The 20,645-nt window shown below is 52.2% G+C and carries 17 protein-coding genes; 7 read left to right on the top strand and 10 right to left on the bottom strand.

Annotated features, from left to right (window positions below):
- The first annotated feature begins 376 nt into the window (after positions 1 to 376).
- Entirely contained in the window at positions 377 to 913 is a 537-nt protein-coding gene (locus JUF13_RS12910; RefSeq protein ID WP_203640019.1) for a flavodoxin family protein, read from the top strand.
- Positions 914 to 1,780: 867 nt separating this feature from the next.
- On the opposite strand, the gene dnaB is transcribed toward JUF13_RS12910, so the two are convergent.
- The 5 genes from dnaB to JUF13_RS12885 all read right to left on the bottom strand — a co-directional run bounded on the left by dnaB (position 1,781) and on the right by JUF13_RS12885 (position 6,651).
- Positions 1,781 to 3,172, bottom strand: a complete 1,392-nt coding sequence (gene dnaB / locus JUF13_RS12905; protein ID WP_125764954.1) for a replicative DNA helicase — start codon at positions 3,170 to 3,172, stop codon at positions 1,781 to 1,783.
- A 107-nt stretch (positions 3,173 to 3,279) separates the two neighbouring features.
- Positions 3,280 to 3,639 (bottom strand): hypothetical protein, encoded by a 360-nt coding sequence (locus JUF13_RS12900; protein WP_203640018.1) that lies wholly within the window; start codon positions 3,637 to 3,639, stop codon positions 3,280 to 3,282.
- A 7-nt stretch (positions 3,640 to 3,646) separates the two neighbouring features.
- Entirely contained in the window at positions 3,647 to 4,000 is a 354-nt protein-coding gene (locus JUF13_RS12895) for a hypothetical protein (protein ID WP_203640017.1), read from the bottom strand.
- Between the two features lie 107 nt (positions 4,001 to 4,107).
- The gene (gene rplI, locus JUF13_RS12890; protein WP_125764948.1) at positions 4,108 to 4,566 is read right to left on the bottom strand and encodes a 50S ribosomal protein L9; all 459 of its coding nucleotides are present in this window, start codon (positions 4,564 to 4,566) and stop codon (positions 4,108 to 4,110) included.
- Between the two features lie 69 nt (positions 4,567 to 4,635).
- A complete protein-coding gene (locus JUF13_RS12885; protein WP_125764946.1) occupies positions 4,636 to 6,651 on the bottom strand; it encodes a DHH family phosphoesterase in 2,016 nt (671 codons plus the stop codon).
- A gap of 598 nt (positions 6,652 to 7,249) precedes the next feature.
- Between JUF13_RS12885 and JUF13_RS12880 the strand changes: the two genes are divergently transcribed.
- Both JUF13_RS12880 and JUF13_RS12875 read left to right on the top strand, forming a co-directional pair.
- Positions 7,250 to 9,133, top strand: coding sequence for a DUF5776 domain-containing protein (locus JUF13_RS12880; protein WP_203640016.1), 1,884 nt, complete (start codon positions 7,250 to 7,252; stop codon positions 9,131 to 9,133).
- A gap of 74 nt (positions 9,134 to 9,207) precedes the next feature.
- Entirely contained in the window at positions 9,208 to 9,969 is a 762-nt protein-coding gene (locus JUF13_RS12875) for a MerR family transcriptional regulator (protein WP_203640015.1), read from the top strand.
- 58 nt (positions 9,970 to 10,027) lie between these two features.
- Here JUF13_RS12875 and JUF13_RS12870 read toward each other — a convergent pair whose 3' ends face one another.
- Positions 10,028 to 10,492: a VOC family protein gene (locus JUF13_RS12870; protein ID WP_203640014.1), complete on the bottom strand. Its 465-nt coding sequence runs from the start codon at positions 10,490 to 10,492 to the stop codon at positions 10,028 to 10,030.
- Between the two features lie 584 nt (positions 10,493 to 11,076).
- Between JUF13_RS12870 and JUF13_RS12865 the strand changes: the two genes are divergently transcribed.
- The 4 genes from JUF13_RS12865 (at position 11,077) to JUF13_RS12850 (ending at position 17,581) form a co-directional block, all read left to right on the top strand.
- The gene (locus tag JUF13_RS12865; protein WP_203640013.1) at positions 11,077 to 12,684 is read left to right on the top strand and encodes a peptide ABC transporter substrate-binding protein; all 1,608 of its coding nucleotides are present in this window, start codon (positions 11,077 to 11,079) and stop codon (positions 12,682 to 12,684) included.
- Positions 12,685 to 13,051: 367 nt separating this feature from the next.
- Positions 13,052 to 14,239 carry a metal-dependent hydrolase family protein gene (locus JUF13_RS12860; RefSeq protein ID WP_203640012.1) on the top strand — a complete coding sequence of 396 codons (1,188 nt, stop codon included), beginning with the start codon at positions 13,052 to 13,054 and terminating at the stop codon, positions 14,237 to 14,239.
- Between the two features lie 466 nt (positions 14,240 to 14,705).
- Complete coding sequence (locus JUF13_RS12855; protein WP_203640011.1) at positions 14,706 to 16,313, top strand: peptide ABC transporter substrate-binding protein; 1,608 nt, start codon at positions 14,706 to 14,708, stop codon at positions 16,311 to 16,313.
- 80 nt (positions 16,314 to 16,393) lie between these two features.
- Positions 16,394 to 17,581 carry a metal-dependent hydrolase family protein gene (locus JUF13_RS12850; RefSeq protein ID WP_203640010.1) on the top strand — a complete coding sequence of 396 codons (1,188 nt, stop codon included), beginning with the start codon at positions 16,394 to 16,396 and terminating at the stop codon, positions 17,579 to 17,581.
- 66 nt (positions 17,582 to 17,647) lie between these two features.
- Here the strand turns inward: JUF13_RS12850 and JUF13_RS12845 are convergent, their stop codons facing one another.
- The 4 genes from JUF13_RS12845 to rpsF all read right to left on the bottom strand — a co-directional run bounded on the left by JUF13_RS12845 (position 17,648) and on the right by rpsF (position 20,370).
- A complete protein-coding gene (locus JUF13_RS12845) occupies positions 17,648 to 18,490 on the bottom strand; it encodes a hypothetical protein (RefSeq protein ID WP_203640009.1) in 843 nt (280 codons plus the stop codon).
- A 713-nt stretch (positions 18,491 to 19,203) separates the two neighbouring features.
- On the bottom strand, positions 19,204 to 19,443 hold the full coding sequence (gene rpsR / locus JUF13_RS12840; protein WP_048733694.1) for a 30S ribosomal protein S18: 240 nt from the start codon (positions 19,441 to 19,443) through the stop codon (positions 19,204 to 19,206).
- 28 nt (positions 19,444 to 19,471) lie between these two features.
- Positions 19,472 to 20,038, bottom strand: a complete 567-nt coding sequence (gene ssb / locus JUF13_RS12835) for a single-stranded DNA-binding protein (RefSeq protein ID WP_203640008.1) — start codon at positions 20,036 to 20,038, stop codon at positions 19,472 to 19,474.
- Between the two features lie 35 nt (positions 20,039 to 20,073).
- The gene (gene rpsF / locus JUF13_RS12830; RefSeq protein WP_203640007.1) at positions 20,074 to 20,370 is read right to left on the bottom strand and encodes a 30S ribosomal protein S6; all 297 of its coding nucleotides are present in this window, start codon (positions 20,368 to 20,370) and stop codon (positions 20,074 to 20,076) included.
- Positions 20,371 to 20,645 lie beyond the last annotated feature (275 nt).

The following is a 20,645-nucleotide window of genomic DNA, read 5'->3' as shown; positions in this document are numbered from 1 at the left end:
GGCCTGAGAAGCGGGCCGCGGCCGCCACCTTGCCTTGAAACCTCGCTGAAGTTCGCGAGTTTCCAAGGTCATCCCGTGCTCTAAACTGAGAAAATCACTCAGTTAAGACCACCGACACAGCTGGCCATCTTGGCCCACCTCTGGTCACTGACATTGACCACCCATTTTCACCATCCCTACGGCTGACACGCGTTTAGCCCGCACGCGCCAGCCTCATTTTCAGGCTGCCTTTCCAGTGTATTTAACTCATTTATCTCTTCCCGACAGGTAATTACTAGCCCCATAAACAGCGCCGTCCCAAGGACAATACTCACTCGCCAATTAATTGTTTTTCCTTCATATTTCTCGTACACTGAATGCAAAGGAGTGATCCGACATGACCGTTTTATTTATCAATGGGAGTCCCCGACTACACGGCAATACCGTGGCCTTAGGCGAACGCTTTTTACAGGATATTCCCCACGACACCATAAACCTGGCCGAACATCAACTGAACTTTGTCCACGACCAGCGGGACACCGATCAGCCACAACAGGATTTGACCGATGATTATGAACAGCTCATGACCACCTTTGCCCAGGCCGACGACATTGTCTTGGGCACGCCGGTTTACTGGTACAGCATGACCGGCCAGCTCAAGGTCTTCATGGATCGCTGGTTTGACAGCTATACCAACGACTTTGACTTCAGTCACAAGCGCGTCTACCTCCTAGTCGTGGGCGCCGACGAGCCACAAACCAAGGCACTGGGCATCACCCAGGCCGTTCAGCATTCCTGCGAATGGTTGAAAATGAGTTTCGAAGGTACGGCCACCGTAACGGCGGATGGGCCCGACGATGTCCGGAACATGTCCGATATGCCTAGCAGCTTCTGGCAGCTCGGCGGCCGGCTCCGCGCTAACGAAAACGCGTAACGGTTAATTCTGATTCGACGCAATTTTAATAATGTTTCATGTGAAACATTCCAAAACTGAACTAACGACAAAAATCCCGATATACCGCCATTTCTGGTTGGTATATCGGGATTTGTTTTTTTTGCTTAGATGGTATCTTCCTCCATAATCAAACCGGAATAACGTTCCCACTGATTACCTTTCAATACAAAACATCAATAACGCCCAGTCCACTTCGCGAGCGGTGGTTGCCCCGAACCAGTATCAGCCGCAGGGCTGGTGAAAATGGGCTAAGCCGTGGGAGTTGCCTTAGCGGGTTTCCCGCTTAGGCAACTGCTATCTTTGAGACGTGAACTTCGGCTCAAAGTAAGTCCGGAGACCGCCTCCCAGGCTTCGGACGCGCGCCCACAGCGTCACGGCCCATTTTCACCAGCCCGGAGGCGCGGAACCCAAATTCAGAGCACAAAAAACCACCGCTCGGGGAAAGCGATGGTCATCGGAGTAGGGGTAACGTCACTATTATAAGAATGACGTTAACTATTTTTTCATTATTCCAGGGGAGGAGGAGTACATGAAAAAAGATTGTTAATCTTTGGTAGAAGCAACCGATTGGTTAACTTCTATGCTTCATATACTAATGGGAAAATATGATGAAACTGTGAACTTTCTGGCACACTCTTATGAATTTTAACCTACTTGACGATGTTACTGGGTAAATCCTTAGGGGCGCAAGGGATTTGATGGTCAACTACTTTTGGTGTTTTTCACGAATACCACGTTCCGTGGGGGACGAATTTTGTCGTTTATACACATATCCTTGCATTTATTCATCAAGGCAGCAAAAAAGGCTACAGACACGACTGTCCGCAACCTTTCAAAACACTATTCCTATTGATCCGGCGTGTACGCCACTGACGAGAACTTGTTAAACGACTTCACGAATAACAGTTTAACGGTCCCCCGTGGACCCGACCGGTTCTTTTCAATAATGACTTCAACTTCCCCGACATCTTGGTCACCCTCGTCACGAGGATCACTGTCGTTGCCGCCACCGTCTTCGTCGCCGTCCCGCTCATAATAGTCATCACGATACAGGAACGAAACGATATCGGCATCTTGTTCGATTGACCCAGATTCACGGATATCGGACAGCACGGGCCGCTTGTCTTGCCGCTGTTCCACGCCCCGAGAGAGCTGGGACAACGCAATGACGGGCACGTGCAATTCCTTGGCCAATTTTTTCAGTTGCCGTGAAATATCGGAAACTTCTTGTTGCCGACTTTCATGGTTGGTCCCTTCAATCAGCTGAAGGTAATCGATCACAATCAAGCCCAGATTCCCTTTTTCCTTAGCCAGCCGCCGACACTTGGCCCGAATTTCTGTAATCTTGTTTCCGGCGGTATCGTCGATGTAAATGCTGGCCTTGGCCAGACTACCCATCGCAACGATGAGGTTTTGCCATTCTTCCTCGGACAGTTGTCCCGTCCGCAGATGATTGGCGTCGATGGAACCTTCTGCACAGAGCATCCGGTTGACCAACGATTCGGCACTCATTTCCAAACTGAAAATAGCGACGGTCTTGTCGGTCTTGGTCCCCACGTTTTGCGCAATGTTCAGGGCAAAGGCGGTCTTCCCGACGGCTGGTCGGGCGGCTAGAATCATCAATTCATCGTCGTGCAGACCGGTCGTCATCTTGTCCAGCTCGGCATAACCGGTCGAGAGCCCCGTGATGACATCCCCCTGCTCGGACAATTTGTTAATCTCTTCAAAGGAACTGTTCAGCACGTCACGAATTGGCTTGAATCCCGTTTGATTCCGGGTCTCCGCCACACTCATGATGTCCTTTTCGGCGTTGTCTAACATGTCGGCAACGTCTTCATCCTGCTGGTAACCCTGGGTGACAATGTTCGTGGCCGTTTGAATCAGGCGGCGCACGATGGCCTTTTCCTGAACGATCTTCGCGTAGTAGGTCGCGTTGGCTGCGGTCGGCACGGACCCTGCCAGTTCGGCAATGTAGGTCACGCCACCGACGTCATCCAGCTCGTTTTTAGACGTTAACCGGTCGGTAATCGTGACCACATCAATGGCCTCGTCCCGGTCGTTTAAATCCATCATCGCTTGGAAAATAATCTGGTGTTCCCGGCGGTAAAAGTCCTCTGGGGCCAGGTATTCCAGCGCATCCACCAACGCGTCGGCACTCAAAAAAATCGCCCCGAGGACGGCCTTTTCGGCTTCGAGGTTCTGTGGTGGTGTGTGATCTGTTAGAACGTTATTATCCATGCTTAGTATTTACCTCTTTAAGAAAATCCCCGACATAAACTAGAGTTCCATTTTACCATGGAATGCGAGAAGTCGGTGGATTTTAGCGTGGCTTTTTTCGGCGAATTCTACGGACCCGGAGACACCTGCGGTAACGCCACGTTAAAAATTAAAATCCGGTAGATTTGAAAATCCACGATAGACGTCCCGGTGTCCTCATGGAAAAAGCCCGTGTAACGCTGTGGGTAAATCGTATAGGTCGGAAAGGCCCATTTACCAATAGCCGTTCCCGATAAAATGGTCGCACTATCCGGATCATACTTGGGATGGCAAGACACCGCCACGGCTGGCTCAGCGTCGGTCAAAATGGCAAATCGCACCGCCAAACTAGGACTGGTCGACAGCAACAGCATGACCGCCACCACGATCTCGATTATTTTGCGAGCAAGTCCAATTTTGTGCCAATGCGCTTTTAATTTCGTGAGCATCTGGCAATCACCCCTTCGTAGTCGAGCGGCGCGGTAGCCACGTGACGGCCGCCGTCAGCGCCACCAAAACTAGGTAGTTGATGCCAATCACCCCGAAGTCATCGAACCAATGGTCAAATATCATCATCGCAATGATTCCGACAATTGCCGCAACCAGGCCGAAAATTTTCAACTTGCGGGACACCAAGCTAACGGTCACCACCAGTGCGCCGACCACCCAAAATCCCAAGGGGACATTGCTGATGGCGGGGCTATCGTGAAAATCAATGGCCTGCGCATTCCACGCAAAATAAAAACCCAAATACGCCGTAAACAAAATGCCATAAACACCAATAAGACTAGTGACTATTTTTCTGAGCATACTAACAACTTCCTTCTCCGAATCGGCTAGCTATCCACCGATTCCACTCCTGAAAAAAAGGCCACCCAAACAGGTGACCTTTCATCGACTTTCAATTAAATAATCGCTTATTTTTGCTTAGCGACCACGTGTACCCGAATCTTAGCCGTCACATCACTGTGTAGCTTAACGGGCACGTTGGTGAAACCCAGCGTCCGAATCGGTTCTGGGAGTTCAACTTTACGCTTATCAATCTTTAAATCAAATTGCTTTTGCAAGGCTTGAACAATTTGCTTGCTAGGAATTGACCCGAATAACCGGTCGTCTTCCCCAGCCTTCGCCACGATTTCAACGACCGTCTTGTCGGCCTCTAACCGCTTTTGCAAGTCGCGCGCTTCGGCCAAATCTTCGGCCTCACGGCGTTGTTCCGCTTTACGTTCGGCACTTAACTGACTCATGGCGGATTGGTTGGCTTCCTTAGCCAGCCCCCGTTTGATCAGGAAGTTTTGGGCATAGCCATCGGGAACATTCTTGATTTCCCCGCGCTTGCCTTTACCGCGAACGTCTTTGACAAAAATAACTTTCACGTCGTTCACTCCTCACTTATTACATATCTAATAATTATCCTACGCTACCTACTGGCGAGAAGCAATTAACTAAGTCGTTGCTGGCTCGGGTTCATCTGCATGGGTCAGGATATCTAACAGTTGTTGCTTGACCTCGGCCACCGTCTTATCAGCGATCTGGGTCGCCGCATTGGACAAATGACCGCCACCGCCCATGGCTTCCATGGTCAGCTGCACGTTGATTTCACCCAGCGAACGGGCAGAAATCCCCACGCGACCGTCTGCACGACGGGTAATCACGAACGAGGCATCCACGCCGGACATGTTCAGCAGGTCATCGGCCGCCTGCGCCGCGGTCACGGGATCGTAGGTTTGATCCTCTTCACCCGTGATCAGGGCCATGTCCTCGTTCACGAACTCAACCATTTCGATCAAATGATTGCGTTGCAGGTAACTATCGACGTTTTCCTTCATATACTGTTGCATCTCAATGGCGTCGGCTCCGGCAGACCGCAAGTAACTGGCGGCGTCAAACGTCCGGGTCCCGGTCCGCAACGAGAAGTGCTTGGTATCCACGAAGATCCCGGTCAACATCGCCGTGGCTTCCAGCTTGTTGATAGGCTCCCCTTCTTGTGATTGATACTCAAACATTTCGGTGATCAACTCACAAGTTGAGCTGGCGTACGGTTCAATGTAGACCAGTAAGGGGTTCTCGGGAAATTCTTCGCCCCGCCGGTGATGGTCAATGATCATCACGCGGTTCTCCAGGCGCTTGTACAGGTCAGCCGTGATGGAAATGGACGGCTTGGAATGGTCGACCATCAAGAGCATGCTCTGGTCGGTCGCCTTTTCCAGCGCCTCTTCTGGTGAAATGATGGCCGCATCCACGTCCGGATAGGCTTTCAAATTATCCAGCAAGCGCTGCACGTCGGAGTGGACGGTTTCCTTGTCGAGGACGATCCAACAGGTCTTGTTGTTCATCTTGGCAATCCGTCGAATCCCCAGGCAGGCCCCCAACGAATCCATATCCGGTTGGGTATGGCCTTGGACGAAGATCTGGTCGGATTCGTTCATCAGCTCTTGCAGGGCTTGTGAAATCATCCGTGCCCGGACCCGCGTCCGTTTCTCCATCGGGTTGGTCTTCCCACCATAGTAGCGGGCTTCTTGGTCGGCGGCCTTGACGACAACTTGGTCGCCACCCCGGCCGAGCGCCAGGTCCAGGTTACTCTGGGCTTGGTCGGCCAGCTTGTTCAGGTTGGCGTCGCCGTACGCAATCCCCATACTCAGGGTCAGCGGGAAATTTTGCTTGGACGTGCTCTCCCGAATGGTATCGAGAATTTTAAATTTATCCGCTTCGATGGCCGCCAACGACTTGGCGTAGGCCAGCACGAAGTAGTGGTCGTCGTCCAGCTGCTTGAGGTACATGTCAAACTGTTGAACCCAGGCCGATAACTCATTGGTCACGTAATTTCGCAGGTTGGAAATGTCTTGGTCGGTCATTGATTGCGTCACTTCATCATAGTTATCCAAGAAGACTTGGCCGATGGCAATTTTCTCGTCGTCGTACTGTTCCTGAATCAACTGATAATGGGTGATATCGTAGAGGTAGACCGCGTGAAAATCCGGTTGGACATACAGCGTAAAGCGGTAGTCGCGCCAGCTCACGGTGGTCATGGTCTGCGGTGGCGTCGTCGCCACGAGCTTGGCCAGGTCAGCATCCACGTCGCTTAACGTGCGGTTCAACACGTCCGTATCACCAAAGTAGTGCTGCAGATACGGGTTGACCCACTCAATCTGATCCGTGTCACCCAGAATCATGACACCAGGCGGCATCCGAATCAGCGCTTCCTGCTCGCCCTGTTGAATCCGAAACGACAGGTCGGATATGTACTGGGTGGTGTCCGCGCCGATTTCTGCCATGGTATTGAACAGAAATAGCGTGGCCACCCCCACCAGCACCAGAATCACGATCCCGAAGATCCAGTTCAACAGGAACGACAACACGATACCCAGAATGGCCAAGACCGCCGTTAGTACCGCGATTCCCCGTAGGCGCCGATTCTGCAAAAACTCGGGCACGTTGTCTCGTGAAAATATTTTATTCATACTTGCTCCTCATCTGTTTCATCTTAAAAAGTTATGGTTACCCGCATCATTTTGACGCGGTCAGAAAGTTACAAATAATACCCTTATTTTATCACACTTCGGGGTCAGTACAAAACAACGGTCTTGGATGAAACCCCGGCATGGCGGCGTTGGGTTCGGATTCTTAGGGAGGGTGAAAAGTCGTTCTGGGCTTGGTGTTTCATGGGAACCAGGGCGTTTGGCTAATTGTGTGGGGGAATGCGGCGGTTCTGGGATGCGGGGCCGTTGGCGGCTGTGACAAATTGTCTGATGATGACTGAGATTAGGTATTTATTGGTGTAGTTATTTTAATTTTATACGAGAGACTATTCTACCTAACAATTTCTTATCTTTTCAATCATGGCAACTCTATTGTTGTTCATTACACCCCCGTTGTATAAGCATATTTGTATTAGAATTAAGATTCTTATCACGAGCCATTCGCTAAATTTATCATCGGTAAATTCAGCCACACACATTAAACCATTTGTGCGATTTTCTTTAGGAAACCTCTTGTCAACATGCTATACTTACCACGAGTGACGAATCAGCTAATTAGATTGGTTGGGGGGAGATTGTCATGGCAACGCCTGTTCATTACCAACACTTATTCTGGGCAAGTCTCACGACCCTCACCCTACTCTGCGGAATGCCAGTCATCTTCCCCAGTCCCGTGCTAGCCGCTGAAACGCACCCAACCGTAACGGTGCCTAGTCCCAGCCACGCCGATCAGGACCCCGTCGCCTTTGCGGACCCTAATTTAGAAGTGCTAGTTGCCAAAGCCTTCAACACTGGGGGCCGCCCCGTCACGTATGGGGATATCCGCCACTACCGCGGCGTTCAACCGGATATCAGTGACTATACAAATTCTCTAGTCGCTACCTCGCTAGCAGGCCTTGAAAGTCTACGCGAATTACCCACCGGCATTGGCGTCACCATTCAGTTTGATGTTGCTAAACACGTCTCCTGGGCGCCACTGGCTGGGGTGCCGGTCTCGGGCAGTCTGACGGTTTTTCAGGATGGCATGCACAACACCGATTTCACCGCCCTCAATCAGATAAACATTCTGGAGGACCCGTCGACCTTCCCCCGTCAACTGTGTCTCACCGGGATTAGCGGCTATACGAACTATGCCGGATTGACTGACGCGGACATTCACCTGCTAGACCCCCTTCTTAGCAAATTTAGCAGTCTAAAATATCACAACCAGGATGGTCGCACAAACCTGACCATCAGTAATCAGCGAGTCACTGACTTTTCCTATTTCAGAAAATTTGGCAAGGTCAATGTCCTGGGCATCGGCCAGTATGTCGACTTCAAACAGAAAGTCACCTACATTGATCCCGCCACCTTCACCTCTGACACGACCGTCCGTCTACCGGCGCGGGTCAAGGGACTTGACGGCGAACCTGTCCAAAATAGCCTGAAGGTTTACAACAACATATCCAAGACCCTGACCCTGGACGGCACGGATGCGCTGGTGAGTGGCATCTATCCCAAGACCAAGTGGCTCATCATCATGCCTAAGCATACATACGCCAATTATTCTGAAGCGGCCCCAATCGACTACCCCGATGGCAGCATTCTCCTGACCGACAGTCTCCAATATTACCGGTTGAAATGGGCGAAGGCTCCTGTTCCAGCCAAGCCGTCCCCAAAACCAGGGTTCGCACCTAAGTCACCAGTTAACCCCATCTCAACGGCACACGCCAATACGGCCAGTCACCCTCAGCCACCACGGAAAGAGGCCGCCGCCAAGCAACATCCCCAGCATTTCCAGCCTCGGGTCGTCTACGCCCTTAAGTCGCTCTACCTCTACCGCCACGCAACCTTTCGGGTTAAGGAGCGCCAAGCCAGATACGCGCAACAACCGCGGGCTAATCGGCCCCTATTTATCATTATTGGTGAAACCAAATCTCACGCCGGCCGTCGTCGTTATCGTGTGCGGGACATCAATCATGAGAGTCGCACGGACGGGCAAATGGGCTACATCACGGCCAGCACTGGCTACGTGACGGCAGCTTACTATCGAACGGCGCCCCGCCAGATTACGGTGATTGATCCGGCCGGGGTCGATGCGCACACACAACCCCATCTGACGACCGCCAATCCGGTCACTCACTATGCCCAGGGGAGCGTCCTCAAGGTGGTCGCCATCCAGCACCGCCACCTCACGACGCGCTTGCAGCTCACCAATGGCACTTACATAACGGCCAATCGTCAGCTCATCCGGGCCGGGAAACTCGTATCACCCACGCACATTCAGACCAAAACTCGGGTGACCCGTTACGGCACGGCGAATCTCACAGAGCGGCGGCAAACCTACCGACCCGACCAGCGGCTAAGGGTTCTGGGCTGGGCCTACGCGCACCCCCACGACCTAAGTCAGCCTAGTCCACGGCGCTACCGCGTCCCAGGTGGCTACGTGACCGCGAATCCACGAGCGGTGCGGGTGATTGATTAGCGTAAACAAGTGCTTGACCTTGACGTAACGGCAACCTCTATAGTAGGTTTTAAGCAAGAAAAGGAGGTGGTCGCATGACCTACAGTATTCAAGCCCTCAGCCAGCTCGCTGGTGTGAGTCCGCGCACGTTGCGCTACTATGATCAAATTGGCCTATTGCCAGCCCAACGCAATCCCACGAACGGGTACCGCGAATACTCAGAGACCGCCGTGGACCAGCTACAAGTGATTCGTTATTTCCAAACCTTTGGCTTTCAGCTCACCGCGATTCAAGACTTGTTGACCCAGCCTAAAGCGGTACAAACGGCCGCCTTAGCCGACCAACGCCAACGTTTAGCGGATGAACGCGACCACCTGACGACCTTGCTAAATACCCTAGACCGCACCCTAGCGGCTAGAAATGGAGGCCCCCAAATGACCAATGCAGAAAAATTTAGTGCCTTTAAGAAAGAACAATTAGACCAGAACGACCGACAATTTGGCACGGAGGTTCGACACCGTTATGGCGCCGAGAGCTTTGCCGCTAGCCAACAGAAATTTGCCAATCTAAGCGAAGCCGATTACCAGCAAATGCAGGCCACCGAGCAGGCACTTTTCCAAGCGCTCCGCACGGTGACCCGCAGTGGTGACTTAGCTAGTGAAGCCGCCCAACAAGTCTTTCAACTACACCGGCAATGGTTGTGTTTCACGTGGAACAATTACACCGCAGAAGCTCACCGCGGCCTGGCTCAAATGTACGCCGCCGATAGCCGATTTGCGGACTACTACAACGATCACGTTGGGCTACCCGACGCCGCGCAAACACTGATTGCCGTGATTACACGGTACGCCAAATAGCTAGAACTCAAAACGACTGACACCACCCACCAAAGGGCCCGGTATCAGTCGTTTTTGCTTACTTATTGGGGTCCTTGATCTGACTCCACTTCATCACGTGCAGCATCCAGGAAATCCCGTACTTATCCGTGAAATGGCCCATCTTGCCACCCCAGAATTGCTCGGCAAACGGCATATCAATGGTGACCTGACCGCTGGCCTGTAGGTGTTGGTAAAAGTCCTCGGCCGCCTGAACGCTGGCAGCATCGTCCCCATCGATGTCTAAAATCATATCAACCTGATTGGACGACTGGACCGGGCCACGGAAACTATCCGCCACTTGAAAGCTCATCCCTAAGACGGTAAAACCGCCATGGATGGTCATGTCATCTAGATCAGCCTCAGCCGGCAGGTGAAATTGTTGCGCCTGCTCGGGTTGGGGGCTGAATCGGTACACGTCAGTCGCACCGAACACGTCTTGGTAATAGGCCAACGCCTCCTTGGCATTTTCAAACGCAAAACTGGGAATCAAACGGGATTGCATGGACAACCATCTCCTCAATTTAGATAGCCTAAGTGTACCAATCACTGGCAAAAACCGGTAGTGATTAGGCTTGATTATTTGGTCGCAACACGATAGGTGGTTGACCATATTTTTTCGACGCCGTTATTTCTATAAACACCCGCAGAAATCGGTTGCCTCCGTCACAACTCTTTGCCAATTTTCCGTTGACATTCAGCAAATTCCTGCTAAACTAGCAATTATTAACAATTGATTAGAAAATTAAAAAGTGATGATGAAGACTAGTAACGTCCTTGGTCCTTGTTAGCGAGCCCGGTTAAGTGCAAGCGGGTCAAGGCTGACGACGCGAACTCCCTTCTGAACTGTCAGCTGAAATTTAGTAAGCCCGACCGGTGGCAACCGTTATCCCTGCAGTGAATCGCGACCTGGCTGGCCCACCGGACCTAGCTGATGGTCACCAGCCTCTAGGAGTGTCGCCGTTCACGTTCGAGTAAAAATTAAGGTGGTACCGTGCGACAGCGCCCTTACGGAGAAGTTCTTTCCGTAGGGGCGCTTTTTGTATCCACCACTATTTCTAAGCAATTGAAACTAGGAGGGTGTTTCACATGAAACATTTTGCAGCGCTAATTCCCGTCACCATGCTGGTGGCCATGACCTTGAGCGCCTGTGGCAACAGTGCCGCGGGTCAAACCAATAAGAATAAAATCTTGAACGTCACCTTAGCTGATGAACCGGCCACCGTCGACCCCAACAAGGATACCGACACCAACAGTGCCAGCGTCATCTTTCAAACGATGGAAGGTCTCTACACCTATAGCCGCAACAATAAGATTATCCCTGGGGTGGCCACCAAGATTGTCACGCCCACGAATCACGGCAAGACCTATACGTTTACCCTGAAGAAGACGGCCAAATGGGCCAATGGCCAGCCCGTCACCGCCCAGGACTTTGTGACCTCACTCCAACGCATGGCGGACCCCAAGACCAAAGCCCAGTACGCGAGCCTCCTGTCGGCGTTTAAAAATTACAACGCTATTCAACACAGTCAGGTCGCCCCATCCAAGCTGGGGATCACCGCCCTCAGCAAAACTAAGCTCCGCATCCAGTTAACCAAGGCCGTTCCCTACTTCAACGACCTGCTTGCCAGCAAGTATTATCCGTTGAACACCGCCGCCGTGACCAAATACGGCAGTAAGTATGGAACCAGCGCCACCACGGCCGTCGCCAATGGCCCCTACAAGCTGGTCGGCTGGACTGGCAGCAATTCGACCTGGCACTACGTAAAGAATTCCCACTATTGGAACGCCAAGAACGTTAAAATCAAGCGCGTTAAGGTCGCCGTAACTAAGGACGAAACGACGGCCGCTAACCTATTCAAGGCGGGCAAGGTCCAAGAAACCACGGTCAGTGGCGAGTACGTCCGGGCCAATAGCAATGAAAAACAGCTCCACACCCACCTGCAGGGCCGCATGAACCTGTTGTATTTCAACCACAAAAAGGCCGTCACCGACTCCGAAAATCTGCGGCAGGCCGTTTCCTACATCGTCGACCGCAATCAGTTGACCAGTCAGGTGCTCCAAGACGGGTCCAAGCCCGCTCTGAGTGCCATTCCACGTGGCGACCAAATCAATCCTAAGACGGGTGGCGATATGGCCACCGAAACCGGCAACCTGCTCCCCCATGACATCGCCAAGGCCAAGGGCTACTGGCAGAAATACCTGAAGGAGACCGGCAAGTCCACCGCCACTATTAGCATCTTGACCGACGACAGCGACGACGATAAAAAGATTGGCACCTACCTGCAATCCGTGATGGAAAAGCACTTCAAGGGACTGACCGTGAAAACGACCGCGCTGCCCCACGCCCAACACGTGGCCCGCGACTTCTCCGGCGACTTTGACATCAACCTGATTGGCTGGTCGACCAACTGGCTGGACGCGTCGGACTACCTGGATTTGGCGGCCAAGGACAACTCCGTCAACTTCACCCACTGGAATGACCCAACCTACAACCAGATTCTGACGACCGCGGAAAATAAGACGGGCCAGGCCCGCTACAACGGTTTGGTCACCGCCAACAAATACCTAATGAGCGTCAAGGGCTACGTCCCTCTGTACCAACCGTCAGAGGCCAAACTGATCAGCGACAAGGTCGGCGGCTTGACGTACTCATTGATCAACGACGCCCAGTATCAGTATGCTTACTGGAAGTAGAGTGCGGAACAAGGCGCTAAGACCCTGAGCATTAGGGAGGCCAAGGGCTTCTGTTCGGCAACGCCGGGCAGGAGTGCTTGGACTTTCTAAGCGCAGGGGCCTGCCTTGTGTAGCACGTTTCCAAGGCCGCGGGTTTCCGAATAGACACGCGCAGAACCCGCTTAACGACCTAAGACAAGATAAACCCAATGACTACTAAAGAGACATTACTGAACCGGGGTTAAGCGCAGGAGTCTGGCTCTCGGAGCACGTTTCCAAGGCCGCAGGTTTCCGGATAGACACGCGCAGAACGCGGTTAACGACCTAAGAAAATTCCCATCAATCCGTTATCAAAATTCAAATCCATAAAATTCAGGAGGACTCATCTATGACGAAAAAAACATTCTACAACTTCACCCTATTTGACGGCGCTGGCGACCAGAACATGCCAAACGCTTGGTTTACCGTAGACACCGACACCGGCAAGATCACGGCCAGTGGCACGGGACACCCCGATACTGCCGACGAACAAGTCGACCTCCACGGCCAGTACGTCATGCCGGGCTTCATCAACGTACATACCCACATCACCAGTAATCCCGACTCCTTTAGCGGGAGCTTCGGTGCGTCCGAATCGGAATCCGCGGTCTTTGGCTACGAGAATCTTCAGAAGCTCCTCAAGTCAGGCGTCACCTACATCCGCCAGTGCGGCGCGACTTACGACGTCGATATCAAACTCAAGCGGCTTCAACGCGATGGACGCCTGCCGCACACCCCACACATCATGGCATCCGGTCGGGCATTTTCAATGACCGGGGGCCACGGGGATGGCCGCAACTCGGCCTACCTGGTCGACTCCCCCGACGAAATGCGCAAGGGCGTGCGGCAAGCCTTCAAGGCCGGCGCTGAATGCATCAAGGTCATGGCGACCGGTGGGGTCATGACGCCCAACGACTTCATGGAGGACCCGCAACTCTCCGTGCCCGAGATGCACGTGGCCGTTGAGGAAGCGCACCACAAACGGCGCATCGTCGCGGCCCACGCCGAAGGCAATCCGGGAATTCAAAACGCCCTTGATGCCGGCGTCGACTCCATCGAGCACGGCTTCTACGTTAATGAAGCCGAGGCCCACCAGATGATTGCCCAGGGCACCTACCTGACCCCCACGCTGATTGCCGAATGGGTCATCCCCGAAAAAGGCCGCGGCGTGCTTCCTGACTGGGAGGTCAAGAAGGCTGCCGACGCCATCGATGACACCTACCACAACCTGAAGCGTGCGTTTGAAATTGGGGTGAAATTCACCTGCGGCACCGATGCCGGCACCCCCTTCAACGGCTTCGACCGGACCCCCGACGAGTTTGGCCTGCTCACCAAGGTGGGGATGACCCCCGCACAGGCCTACCAATGTTCCAGCATCAACTCGGCCACGCTTTTAGGAATCGCCGACGACTACGGCACCCTTGAAGTTGGCAAGCACGCTGACTTCCAAGTGCTCCGGGCCGATCCATTAGCCGATACGGCCGCCGTCAAACAGGCGGATAAGGGCGTTTACGTGGGCGGCATCCAACAATTTTAATGGCCCTCAGAAAAATTAATTTCAATTTTCACGTTGACAAATAATTTTTCGGTGCTAAACTAGCAATTATTAACAATTGATTAGAAAATGAAAATGTGATGATGAAGTCCAGTAGCAGCGACCATCCTTGCCAGCGAGCCCGGTAAAGTGAGAGCGGGTCAAGCCAGTCGCCGTGAACATCCCTTCGGAGCAGTTAGCTGAAATCCAAGTAAGTGTCAACCGGGAGCATCCGTTATCAATGCAGTGAATCGCGGGAGTAGTCGCGGCTTCAATCGATCCTAGCCCTTGGGCCTCGACTCCTAGGAAGCCCGCCGTTCATAGTCAAGACGATGCGTTTTCGCGTCGCAAAAATAAGGTGGTACCGTGCGCAAGCACCCTTACAGAGAAGTATTTTCTGTAGGGGTGCTTTTTGTTTGGCCACCGCCGCTAATGTTCTAATCAATTGAATTCTAGGAGGGTGTTTCACATGAAACATTTTGTTTGGACTGCACCACTAGCTTTACTCACTGTCTTATCTCTAGCCGGTTGCGGTAGCGCGGCTGGTCACACGACCAATAAGAACCGCACGCTCAACGTGACGCTGGCCAGTGAGCCCGCCACCGCCGACCCTAACAAGGACACCGACACCAACAGTGCCAGCGTCATCTACCAGACGATGGAAGGCCTCTATACCTATAACAAAGCCAATAAAATTGTGGCCGGCGTCGCGACGAAGGTCGTCACCCCCACCAATCATGGCAAGACCTACACCTTCACCCTGAAGCAGAATGCCAAATGGGCCAACGGGCAGCGCGTCACCGCCCAGGACTTCGTGACGTCCCTTCAACGGATGGCCGACCCCAAGACCAAGGCCCAGTACGCCAGTGTCCTCTCGGCATTTAAGAACTACGCTGCCGTTCAAAAGGGCACCCTACCAGCCTCTAAGTTAGGCGTTAAGGCGCTGAGCACGACCAAGCTCCAATTTCAACTGAGCAAGGCCGTCCCATACTTCAATGACCTGGTCGCCAGCAAGTATTACCCGCTGAACACCGCCGCCGTCAAGAAATATGGTCAGAAATACGGGACCAGCGCCGCGAAGTCCGTGGGTAATGGGCCCTACAAGCTGGTCGGTTGGACCGGCAGTAACGCCACCTGGCACTACGTCAAGAACCCCCACTACTGGAACGCCAAAGAAGTTCAGATCAAGCGCGTCAAGGTGGCCGTCACCAAGGATGTGAATACCGCCGCGAACTTGTTTAAGAGCGACAAGGTCCAGGAAACCACGGTCACTGGCGAGTACGTGCGCGCTAACAGCAAGGATGCGAGCCTACATACCCATTTGACTGGTCGTTTGAACTACCTGTACGTTAATAGCCGCAAGACCGCGACGAACTCCGAGAACCTGCGCCAAGCCATCTCCGCCGTCATCGACCGCCAACAATTGACTAATAAGGTGCTCCAAGACGGCTCCAAACCAGCGCTGAGTGCCGTGCCACAAGGCGACCAGGCGAACCCGAAGACCGGGCAGGACATGGCCAAGGAAGTTGGCAACCTGTTACCCCATGACGTGGCCCAAGCCAAGACCTACTGGGCGAAATACCTGAAGGAGACCGGTAAGACCAAGGTCACGCTGAACCTTTTGACGGACGATACCGATGATGATAAGAAGGTCGGCACCTACCTCCAATCCGAAATGGAGAAGAACCTGAAGGGCTTGACCGTCACCACGACTGCCATCCCCCACGCCCAACACGTGGCCCGCGACTTTGCCGGAACGTTTGAGCTCAACCTCACCGGCTGGTCGACCAACTGGCTGGACGCCTCTGACTACCTCAATTTGGCAGCCAAGGGCAATACCGTCAACTTCACCAACTGGAACGACAGCACCTACAACCAGCTGCTCGCAACCGCCGATGGTCAAACCGGCCTAGCTCGCTACAAGTCGCTGATGAAGGCCGACAAATACTTAATGAGCGTCAAGGGCTACCTGCCTCTCTACCAGCCATCCGAGGCCAAGCTGATCAGCAGTAAGGTCGGCGGACTGCACTACTCGCTGTTAAACGAGGCGCAATACCAATACGCTTACTGGAAGTAGGGTTAACCCGTAATCTCGGCTTTCTAACTATATAAGTCGTGATACTTAACCCCAACAAATGAATTTTAGGAGGAATTTCTATGACCAAAACTACTTTCCACAACTTCACCCTGTTCGATGGCGCCAGCGACCACAACGTCCCTGATGCCTGGTTCACCGTTGATAATGACACCCACAAATTAGTTGACCGCGGCCAAGGCACACCGGCCGCCGCTGATGATCAGGTCGACTTGGGCGGCCAATACGTGATGCCCGGATTTTTCAACGTCCACACCCACGTGACCCTGAGTCCCGACTCCTTCAGTGGTCAGTTCGGTCAATCCGAGTCCGAGGTCGCCGTCTTCGCCTACGAGAATTTACAAACGCTCCTCAAGTCTGGGGTCACCTACGTGCGGCAGTGCGGGACGACCTATGACGCCGACGTCAAGCTCAAGCGCCTGCAACAACAGGGACTCCTGCCTCATACGCCGCACATGCTGACATCCGGCCGCGCCTTCTCCATGACCGGGGGCCACGGGGATGCGCCCCACGCCGCCTACCTGGTCGACTCTCCCGATGAAATGCGCAAGGCCGTCCGTCAAGCCTTCAAGGCCGGCGCGGAAACGGTCAAGGTCATGGCGACTGGCGGTGTCATGACGCCCAATGATTTCATGGAAGACCCGCAACTCTCCGTGGCGGAAATGCACGCGGCCGTTGAAGAGGCCCATCACAAGCGCCGGTTAGTTGCCGCCCACGCGGAAGGCAACCCAGGGATTCAAAACGCCCTGGACGCCGGCGTCGATTCCATCGAGCACGGTTTCTACGTGACGGCGGATGAGGCGCGGCAAATGGTTAAGCAGGGTACCTACCTCACGCCCACCCTCATTGCCGAATGGACGATTCCCGCCTTCGGTAAGGGCGTGCTTCCGGACTGGGAAGTGAAGAAATGTGCCGACGCCTTGGACGATACCTACGTGAATTTGAAGCGGGCCTTTGAGCTCGGTGTCAAATTCACCTGTGGGACCGACGCCGGCACCCCCTTCAATGGTTTTGACCTAACGCCAGACGAGTTTGGCCTGTTGACGCGTGTGGGCATGACCCTAGCGCAGGCCTACCAGTGCTCGAGTTTGAACTCGGCGGCACTGCTGGGCGTCGACCAGGAATACGGCACGCTAGAAGTGGGCAAGTTTGCTGATTTCCAGGTCTTGAAAGCTAATCCACTGGCGGACACGGCCAACGTCAAACAAGCCGACAAGCAAGTCTACTTAGGCGGCCATCGGGAATTTTAGGTAACAGAAAAGCAATGCCTCAGCGAAGGATTCGACCCCTCACGCTGAGGCATTGCTTTTTTGATTTTATTTCGTCGTTTGCGCCAAAACTACCGCAATCTGACCATTTTCAACGAGGCAAACGCCCAGTCGCCAGCTACTATCGAGGTTGGCGATTTTTTCGGCAGTCCACCCCTGACTGGCTAAGGCCTCCTGCAGCTTGGCGATTCGACCAGCGACCGGTTGGCCGTAGGTAACTTGCCAGTACCAGTACAGCTTGTTGCTAGAATCCAGATTAAATTCATCGGTGTATCCTTGAATGTTCTTGAAATCGCTTGGATCCAGCGAGAACGTGCTGATGGGCACCATATTCTTGTAGCCACTAATGCTGGTTGGGAATGAATCAAAGCGCGTTGCCGTGTACTTAGACAACTGGAAATCCAACGGAACGTTGGGAAAGACTTTCAAAACCGCTCGCGTGAGTTTTTGCGACGGATCGGTCTGAATGAATTTCGTATACGCCGCAGCGCTCTTGAAGTTCCGTGGTGTCTTCTGGCTATAGGCCGTCAGGTACTTGTTCCAGACTAGCCCCTTGATTTTCTTGTCATAGGTCGTGACCTGATAGTAGACACCTTTCCCCGGTTTGGTGACGGTGCCAACCAAATACCAAGACGTCTTCGGATAGTTATTCAGATTATGAATCTTCTTCGTGTGCTTTAAATTCCACATATACGCTTTTTTCGTCGTTACACTGGTGGCATACAGACTCGGTGAATTGGCGTCCCCATTGGGCTGCGTCAGTAACTGGTGCGTTGTGGTTCCACTTAACCAGCTCTTCGCGTGGGCCGTGGCCGGCTGACCGATGCCTAACCCGACTGCCGCTCCGACTAATGCCAAACTCACACCTAACTTAAATCCCCGTTGTTTCATGTACATCATCTCCTCATACCCGCCATTTTAGCATGAATCGGTGGGATTGGACAGATTGTTACCTATTTACATTGTAATTTTTATCTGTTGGACATAAAGATTAAGTAACGCCTGGACGCCCTTCACATAAAGGGTGTTCCTCAACAAAAAATCATGCCCCAGTAGCAGAATCAGATTCATCCCGTTCCACTGTGCATGACTTTCGGTCTACTTATGCCCTCGCTGATTGTAACAGTACCTGATTCCATGAATGATACTCTCAACGAAAAAAGTTCCGACGAAAAGAATATAGTAGATGATCATTAATACAAAGAACATGTCATTAAACGGAAAAGGCATGAGAAATGACAAGATGGCGATTGTCGTAACCGGTCCAGAAATGTACGACAAAGCCCTAAACCACTTGGTATAATTCTTAAATTGCTCGCGGGTAATCGCATTCAGCTTTCCCACGTGTACCCATACTCTTTTCACTCTATCTCCTGCCTAGCGCCATTTAATATTCGTCCCATTTTAATCGTTTATCCCCTGAAACAACTAATGATTATAGGCTTCCTTCACGCCCGATTCAACAACTATTAAAGTACGCGGCTCATTTTACGACTTTCTGTGATTTGATTACTCATCCTAGAGGCTGTAGCTTTGATTCCAGATCCAGTTGGACATAAAAAAGACCAACCACATCTCTGTAGTTGGTCTCATTTCGGTTTTAATTAACCTTCTTCACTGACGAAAGGCATTAAGCCCATGATCCGTGAACGCTTGATAGCGATGGTTAACTTACGTTGGTTCTTGGCACTAGTGCCAGTAACCCGACGAGGTAAAATCTTGCCTCGTTCGGAGATAAACCGACGTAATAAGTCAGTGTCTTTGTAATCAATGTATTCGATGTGGTTGGCTGCAATAAAGTCAACCTTCCGACGGCGACGGCCGCCACGACGTTGTCCTGCCATGTGGAATTCCCTCCTCGATAATTAGTGTTTAGAACGGTAAATCATCATCAGAAATGTCAATTGAATCGCCGGAGTTCGCAAACGGATCGGCTGAGTTATTATTCCCAGTGTTCCCCTGATTGTTGTTGACCGGGTTCGGGTTCGTATTTTGAGTTGGCGCAGCCGGAGCTGTATTCCCACTCGTGTACGGGTTGGCATTTTGATTCTGATTTTGCTGAGGAGCATTATTCGCGGAACCACCATTGTAGTTACCACCGTCGTTGTTGGCGTTGCGAGAACGCGGTTCAAGGAATGAAAAGTCCTCGACGACAACTTCGGTCACGTAAACACGTTGGCCTTGTTGATTTTCGTAATTCCGGGTCTGGATGCGCCCTTCAATTCCGACAAGGGAACCCTTGTGGAAGAAGTTAGCAAAGTTTTCCGCGGACTTGCGCCAGATGACGCAACTTACGAAATCAGCTTCCCGTTCACCAGATTTGTTGGTGAACCGCCGATCAACAGCCAGCGTAAAGGTGGCAACAGCAGCACCGCCTTGGGTATAACGTAAGTCAACATCCCGTGTCAGTCGGCCAGTAAGTACTACTCGGTTGATCATTGCTGAATAACTCCTCTCAATAGTTAAAGTTTAAATTAATCTTCGCGCTTAACGATCATGTGACGTAAGATGCTGTCGTTGATCTTAGCTAAACGGTCGAATTCGTTTAAAGCTGCGTCATCAGTAGCGTTTAACGTGATAACGTGGTAGATACCTTCGTTAAAGCCACCAATTTCGTATGCGAACCGACGCTTTGACCAGTCTTTCGAGTTGATCAATTCTGCACCGTTGTCAGTCAGTACCTTGTCGAAGCGTTCAACCAGAGCGGTTTTAGCGGCATCGTCAAGATCTGGACGAATGATGTAGGTGATTTCGTATTTAGTAGTTTCCATGAATGTTACACCTCCTTATGGACTTCAGGCCCCCACTGCAATGTGGAAGCAAGGAGAGACACTAGCGTAAGCCAGATACTCACAAGCTAGTAGTATAGCATAGAATGCAATCTTAAGCAAATCGGGGCCGACCGATGGGTGGTTGCTTACGTTACATAGGTTAACTCCGTAAAAGAAGGCCAAATGTTTTTTTATTTTGCCCGATTTAAAATTGAAGTGCAACACCCCTTAAGACATTAAGGGTAAACAAATAGGCCATGGAGACCTATACTTTT

Origin of the sequence: Levilactobacillus wangkuiensis (assembly GCF_016861605.1) — a bacterium.
Classification (GTDB): domain Bacteria; phylum Bacillota; class Bacilli; order Lactobacillales; family Lactobacillaceae; genus Levilactobacillus; species Levilactobacillus wangkuiensis.
Note: the sequence above shows the minus strand (reverse complement) of the source record. Positions and strands in the feature narration are given on the sequence as shown.